Here is a 7,463-nt window from a genome sequence, read left to right as displayed (position 1 = left end):
GATGTAACCGACAACCACAAAATAGGGCGCCGTGCATTGTCTGCACGGCGCCCTTTTTTGTGGGCAGCGTTTATTGGTATTGCTGGTACGGATTGCCTTGGAACTGGTTGTTCTGCTGTGGCGCCTGTTGTTGCTGGGCAGGCTGGCCGTATTGCTGGCCTGGGATCGGGCCGAGGTTAACCTCTACACGGCGGTTCTGGGCGCGGCCATTCACGTCGGCGTTGCTGGCAATCGGGTTATCCGGGCCGGCACCGCGGGCGCTCAGGTTGGTTGGGCTGACGCCTTGAGAGGTCAAGTAGTTCGCCACGCTCTGAGCACGACGCTGGGACAGATCCATGTTGAGCTGGCGGCTGCCGGTGCTGTCGGTGTAACCGACGATCTGGATCGTGTTCTGGTTGAACTGCTTGAGGGAGTTGGCCAGATTGTTCAGCGGCGAATAGAAGCTGCTGGCAATCGCATCCGAGTTGGTGGCGAAGGTGATGTTGCCCGGCATGATCAGCTTGATCTGATCACCCTGGCGCTGAACTTCAACCCCGGTATTGGCCATGCTGGCCCGCAGTTTCTTTTCCTGCTGGTCGGCGTAGTAGCCATAACCTGCACCACCCAGGCCTGCAACGGCAGCACCAATCAGGGCGCCCTTGCCACGGTTGTTATGGTCGATGGCCGCGCCGGCCAGACCACCGGCGATAGCAGCCAGGCCGCCGTACTTGGCCGTGTTGCTCATGCCCGATGAGCCGTTCGCCTGTCCTTGGCTACCATCGTAAGGGTTGGGAGAAGCACAGCCGGACAACAAGGCAACAGCCGTGGCAACGACGAGCAGACGACGCGAAGTGAACATGAAGGAAGCTCCTACTTTTGCATTCTGTGATGCAGAGGACATTGGCAATGGACCTGTGCGGAGGTTGGAACACGACAAACGGCAAAAATTCCATGCCCGGCAGGCTCCCGCTCTACAACAGCTGAGCACATTAAAACCCTAGCAGACGGTTGCTGAACAGGAATTGTCATTTTCTCTATAAGCGTCGCCGGACAGTAGCCACTAGGTATCCGGAAAAATACCGAGGTCACTCTTAAGCCCGGACAAACGGGTTCTCACGCATTTCATCACCCAGCCGCGTGTCCGGGCCGTGCCCCGTCACCACCGTTGCCTCCTCGTCCAAGGTATACAAGCGTTGCTTGATCGAACGCACAATCGTCGCCTGATCGCCACCCCACAGGTCCGTACGCCCCACGCCACGCCGAAACAAAGTGTCCCCGGCAATCAACAGCCGGGCATCGGCAAACCAGAAACTCATCGAGCCCGGCGTGTGCCCCGGCGTATGCAGTGCCACTCCGCAGCCGCAGGCCAGTTCCTCTTCGTCTTCCAGCCAACGATCCGGTGACGGCACCGGTGTATAGGGCACACGAAACATCTGACATTGCATTTCCAGGTTATCCCAGAGGAATTGATCCTCCTTGTGCAAGTGCAAGGTCGCGCCCGTCTTTTCCTTCAACTGACCGGAGGCCAGGAAGTGATCAAGATGAGCGTGGGTGTGGATGATGCTCACCACCTTGAGACCCAGCGCATCAAGACGCGCCAGGATCAGCTCGTGGTTGCCGCCAGGATCGACCACGATGGCTTTTTTGGTGATGGGATCGCCGATGATGGTGCAGTTGCACTGCAAGGGCCCGACGGGGAATGTTTCGCGGATAAGTGTCGGTTTTGCAGGGTTCATGCAGGGTCCTCAAGTGCCAGTTAATTAACGTTTCGGGGCAACTATCGCTGGAATAACTGCATGAGTAAAACAGACCTTACCCAATCAACTTCAATTCCTGCGCCCGTGCCACCGCTTGAGTCCGGCGCTCCACCCCCAGTTTGCTGTTGATATGGCTGGCGTGGGTCTTGACCGTGTGCAGTGAAATAAACAGCCGATTGCTGATTTCCTGGTTCGAACACCCTTCGGCAATCAACTGCAGCACTGCCAGTTCACGAGCACTCAGGGTTTCGTGAGCAGCCGAAGATTCAGCCGGCACAACCACGGGCAGTAGCGCCAACAGACTCTGGTTCAGCAAGCCATGGGAGTCCTTGCCAAGTTGCTCGCGCATCCAGTCCGGGTGGTTTTCCAGTAAGCGCTGGAAAGGTTGCAAGGCCCCGCCAGCGCCCGCTTCCAACGCCTTGGAGAGGATCAGCCGGGCCTTGGCTTCCTGGCCGCACTCCAGGAGCAAATACACCTGCTGAGTCAGCGCCATCAGCGCGATCATCTGGCGCCCGCTGTTCTGGGCTTGTTGCGCCAACGCTTCAAGCCTGCGCAGCGAAGCCTCGGATTGATGACGCGTCGCATCCAGCGCAGCCTGTTGCAGCTCGATATGTTGCGGCAAGTGCGGATGAAACTCCGGCGCAGCGGCCGCATGCTCACCATTGTAGGTCTGCCCCAAGCGGGCCAGCCAGGCGTCGGCCAGGTCAGTACGCCCCTGGATCAGCCACAGCTCACATTTGATCAGTGTGATCATCGCCAGGTAGTAGATCGGCGGTACATCCCAGATATGCATCAGGCGCTCGGCCTCGGCCAGCTCGGCAAATGCCTTGGGGAAATCGCCACGGCGTCCTTCGAAGTTGGCAATCACGCAATGCCCGATCAAGACGCTGATGTCCCGGCAGGCACGGGCTTCTGCCAGGCCGGCGCGCAACCGCGCAATGCCGGCTTCAGGCTGATAACGCACCAGCAGCAGGTAGCCTTCATACAGCGACAGTCGCGCTCTCACAGCATACAAGCGCTGCGGCGCCAGCCCGTGTAAACGCTGCAAGCCTTGGCGCACTTCATCCAGGGAGCGCAGGATTTCGCCACGCGCCTGCAGCACCCGCGCCCGGTCGTAATGGGCCAGCGCTTCAAACAGAGGGTTGCCGACGCGCTGCGCCAGCTCCAGGGACTCTCGATTCAAACCACGGGCGCGCCACAGGTCAGCGTCGACAATGGCCAGGTTGGAGAGCGTCGACAAGCACATCAGGCGCTGGCCGTAGCGTTTCTGCGGCAGGCTTTCCAACGCCTCGCTGCAATAGCGCTGGGTCGATTCGCGATCTCCACGGCCACGGGCGATAATCCCGCTCAGCGCCAACCACTGGGCCAGCATGGACTTCTGCGCAGTGGCCGACGGGGCCGGCAGGAAGCGACTGAGGTAGCTGGACAACTCTTCCGCCGCATCCAACTGGCAGGCCAGGCCCAACGCCCAGCTGTACAACACGATCAGCCGTGGCGTGCTGATCAACAGACTGTCAGGCAAGTCCATCTTCCAGCGCAGCAACATGCCGATATTCTGCTCGGCCAGCAATTGCTCTTCGGATAGGTTCTGTACCAAGTTCGCTGCCACATCAAGATGGCCGGCCCGCAGCGCCTGCTCTACTGCCTCATCGATCAAGCCTTGGGCGTTGAACCAGCGGCATGCGCGCAGGTGAATACTGGCCAGGGACAACGTGGCGCTCTTGGCGCGACGGGTGCGCAGCAGGTCGGAAAACAGATGGTGATAACGATACCAATGTCCTTGCTCGTCCAAAGGCACCAGGAATACCTGATGGGCCAGCAGGTAGCGCAGGTTTTCCCCGCTGTCATGGGCCTCGCGTACGGCGTCGCACAGTTCGCTGCAAAAACGATCCTGCGGGGCAGTGTCGTACAAAAATGCTTGAACCTCGACCGGCAAGCAGTCGATGACTTCCTCCAGCAGGTAGTCACGGATCAGCCCTTCTCCACCGTGCAGGCTTTGCGGCAAGGCGCCTTCATTGCCGGCTTCGGAGGCCGCCAACAGCCAGAAACGCAGGCCGGCGACCCAACCTTCACTGCGGCGGATCAGATTATCCAGGGCCTCACCCCGCAATGAGCTGCTATGGCGATCCAAAACAGCCAGGGACTCATCATGAGTCAGACGCAGGTCTTGTTCGTGCAGTTCCAGCAGATGTCGCGACAAACGCAATCGCGCCAGATGCCAATCCGGACGCTGTCGGCTGGTGACCAATACCACCAAGCCATCAGGCAAATGGTTGAGGAAAAACTGCAGGCAGCGGTCCAGCACCGGCCCCTGGGCCAAGTGATAGTCATCCAGCACCAGCAATAAAGGCGCCTGGGTTGAAAGGCGTTCCGCGAGTTCATCCAGCAAACCATCGAGCCACTCTTCGAAGGCGAAGGGTTGATGGCGCTGACGCATTTTCAGCAAGCCAAGGGACTGGGCGCCGAGTTGCGGGAAATACTGTTGCAAGCCATCGAGCAGGCGCTCAAGAAATCGGCCAGGGTCACTGTCTCGCGGGCTCAGGCCTAGCCACAGGCTTTGCCAATTCGCCGGCAGGGCCTGGCAGAACTCAACTGCGAGCGAGCTTTTACCGAACCCGGCCGGTGCACTGACCAACAACAATCGCCCCTCCAAACCGGCGCTCAAGCGCTCGCACAGGCGGGGTCGCAGCACATAGCCGTCAGGCAGCGGCGGCCTGTAGAAGCGCGCTTCCAGCGTCGGAATCACTGCGCTTGCAGGCCCTTGGATTCGGGACAGATCAGTCATCGCCGGGCTCTTGTAGAAGGCTGTTGTCGGCATTGCAGATGTCCGCAGACTAGCGGTAAAAGCGGCAGGTTTGTAGATCTTTGCAACATTTGCCTGAAAAAGAACTGCGACAAGAAATGTGAGAGGGGGCTTGCCCCCGATGGCAGTGGGTCAGTCAATGCATAGGCTGACTGCCACACCGTCATCGGGGGCAAGCCCCCTCTCACATTCGAACACCCATGCTGTTTAGCGAACACCGTCCTGACGCAGGGCCGCAGGGGTGAAATCGCTGGTGGTGGCGGTGAAGCCGAAGTCATACGCCTGCTTCTCTTCGTTCTTCATGCCCAGCGCCAGATAACGGCCGGACTGCAGGTCGTAGAGGGTTTCCAAGGCATACCACGGCACTTGCTTGTCGTAGTAGTTCTCGGCATGGGCTTCGGCAACGCGCCACAGTTGGCCACGGCCGTCATAGTGGTCGATCACCGCAGCTTGCCAGGTGTCTTCGTCGATGAAGAAGTCACGCTTGGCGTAGATGTGGCGCTGACCTTCCTTCAAGGTGGCGACCACATGCCAGACGCGGCGCAGCTCGTAACGCGCCAAGTCCTGGTTGATGTGGCCGGCCTTGATGATGTCGGTGTACTTGAGCTTCGGATCGTCGACCTTGTAGCTGTTGGAGGCGATGTAGATCTCTTTCTTGCCTTCCAGCTTCCAGTCGTAGCGATCCGGGGCGCCGTTGTACATGTCGAGGTTATCGGAAGTACGCAGGCCGTCGGCAGCCGTACCCGGCCCGTCATAAGACACTTGCGGCGCGCGACGCACACGGCGCTGACCGGCGTTGTAGACCCACGCCGAACGCGGCTCTTTCACCTGGTCCAGGGTTTCGTGCACCAGCAGCACACCACCGGCCAGACGCGCCGGTGCGGTCACTTGCTGCTTGAAGTAGAACAGCACGTTGCCTGGATTTTTCGGGTCGTAGTCCTTCATCTTGTCGCGGAAAACGAACTGGTCCTTGAAATACACCAGGCTGAACGAGCCGTTGGTTTGCGGCGTGGCCTGGGTTACCAAGCGAGTCACGCTGCCGCCGCGATAGCGGGTGATGTGGTTCCAGATGACTTCCACACCGCTTTTCGGGATCGGGAACGGGATCGCCGTCTCGAAGTTTTCCAGGCCGTTACCGCCGGACACAAGGTTAGTGTGGGTGGCGTTCTTCTTGATGGAGGCAAACACCTCAGCCGGCACGGTCGCGCCGCGATGGGTCGGGTAGACCGGCATCTTGAAGGTATCCGGGTAACGCTTGAACATCGCGTACTGCCCAGGCGCCAGCTTGTCTTTGTACTGCTCGACGTTCTGCGCAGTAATAACGAACTGCGGCTGTTCATTGGCGTACGGGTTGGCCAGGAAACCGCGGGCATCCACGGCACCGGCATTGGTGGGCAGCGGCGACCATTTCGGGATGGTGCCCGCAGCATTACCGGCCATTTCAGCGCCCATCGGCGTCAGACTCGTGCCCAGTTTGGCGGCTTCATCCGCCGATACCGCCGCCATGACGTTGCTCGCCAGGATCGACAGCCCCAGCACACCCACGTGCAACAGACTTTTTGTTATTTTCATGCTCTGGTCTTCCTGAAATTCAGTCGCTTAGAAGTTGGCGCCGACGCTGAGTGCGATGAAATCGCGGTCATCCACAGTGGAATACTTGCCGCCGAAGAAGTTGGTGTAGGCCAGGCTCGCGGTGTAGGTGTTCTGGTACTCGGCATCCAGCCCGAGACTGACGGCCTTGCGCCCTTCTTCAAAGTTGCCGCCCGGGCCGGGCGAGTAACCACTGACGTCATGGGACCAAGCCACGTTGGGCTTGAGGTTCACACCGGCAAAGACATCCGGGTATTCCCAGATGGCCCGGGTGCGGTAGCCCCACGAGTTGGCGGTGGTGAAGCCGTCGTTGTTGCAGTTGGCCGTCAGGTTGCTGCGGTCTGCACCAGGACCGGCGCCCTGGATCGTGCCGGCGTTGAGTGCCGCACACAGCGGACCACGACCAGGACCAAACACCGGGTCACGCCCATAACGCGCTTTGGAACTGCTTTCCAAGCCACCCACGTGGGTCAGGCCGACTTCACCCACCAGTGTCAGGCGACTGGCGCCCATGACCTGATCGAAGAAGTGCGTGAACGTGGTCTGGATCTGGGTAATTTCCTTGCGGCGATAGCCATTCAGATCTTGCCCGGCAACCCCTTTGAGCGGCGACGCGCCACCCAAGCCAATCAGCGGCGTCACACCCGCATACAGGATATCGGTGGTGTTGAGCTGTACCGGCGCGTTTGGCCGATAGCTGACCTCGCCGCTCCAGGCGGTGCCGGTGGGCAATGTGGTCGAGAAGCTCAAGCCGTACAGGCGGATGTCTTCAGGGTACTCCACGAAGTAGCTGGAGTTGCCGGCCACGATCAGCGGCCGCAGGGATTGTGCCGGGGTTGGCGTCAGCGCGTTGGCCGCCGCGTAGGTCGCCGCCGAAGCGCCTTTTGCGCTGAAGATCGGCGCACGGCTGTGGTAGTTCATGAAGTACGCGCCGAATTCCGTGTCCAGCGGTTCGAAGTTGTAGTGCATGGCCACGCCGAACTGGCCACCATCACGGGCATCACGATCCGGGCCACGCTTAACCAACACGCCCTCTTCGTTGATATTCACGCCAAATTGGTTCATCAGCGGCAAACCACCACCGGCTGCGATCACCGAGCGCTTGCTGAGCAACCGCAGATTGTCGTTGCAACCCTTGGTAATCACGTCGGGCTGGGAGAAGAAGGTGCCGCAGTTATCGGTGACGGTCTTGTCCCAATCCAACTGGTAGAAACCTTCGGCCGACAGGTTCTCAGTCAAGTTCTGCGACAGGTAGAACATGTTGACCGGAATCAGGCCTTCCTTGATTTCGGCCCCCGGACGACGGAACGCAGCCACGTCAATCGGGTTGATGG

At 59.8% G+C, this 7,463-nt stretch carries 5 protein-coding genes; all 5 read right to left on the bottom strand.

Going from position 1 to position 7,463, the window contains the following annotated elements:
- Positions 1–70: 70 nt before the first annotated feature.
- Positions 71–838, bottom strand: a complete 768-nt coding sequence (locus ACRESD_RS26415; RefSeq protein WP_431753597.1) for an OmpA family protein — start codon at positions 836–838, stop codon at positions 71–73.
- Between the two features lie 232 nt (positions 839–1,070).
- Positions 1,071–1,715, bottom strand: a complete 645-nt coding sequence (locus ACRESD_RS26410) for an MBL fold metallo-hydrolase (protein ID WP_431753596.1) — start codon at positions 1,713–1,715, stop codon at positions 1,071–1,073.
- A gap of 76 nt (positions 1,716–1,791) precedes the next feature.
- Positions 1,792–4,521 carry a LuxR C-terminal-related transcriptional regulator gene (locus tag ACRESD_RS26405; RefSeq protein WP_431753595.1) on the bottom strand — a complete coding sequence of 910 codons (2,730 nt, stop codon included), beginning with the start codon at positions 4,519–4,521 and terminating at the stop codon, positions 1,792–1,794.
- Positions 4,522–4,746: 225 nt separating this feature from the next.
- Entirely contained in the window at positions 4,747–6,111 is a 1,365-nt protein-coding gene (locus ACRESD_RS26400) for a DUF1329 domain-containing protein (protein WP_431753594.1), read from the bottom strand.
- 27 nt (positions 6,112–6,138) lie between these two features.
- On the bottom strand, positions 6,139–7,463 hold a 1,325-nt coding region (locus ACRESD_RS26395), incomplete at its 5' end, for a DUF1302 domain-containing protein (RefSeq protein WP_431753593.1).

This window comes from Pseudomonas sp. (assembly GCF_050739995.1).
Classification (GTDB): domain Bacteria; phylum Pseudomonadota; class Gammaproteobacteria; order Pseudomonadales; family Pseudomonadaceae; genus Aquipseudomonas.
The sequence above is the reverse complement of the archived record's forward strand: the minus strand, read 5'-3'. Positions and strand labels throughout refer to the sequence as shown.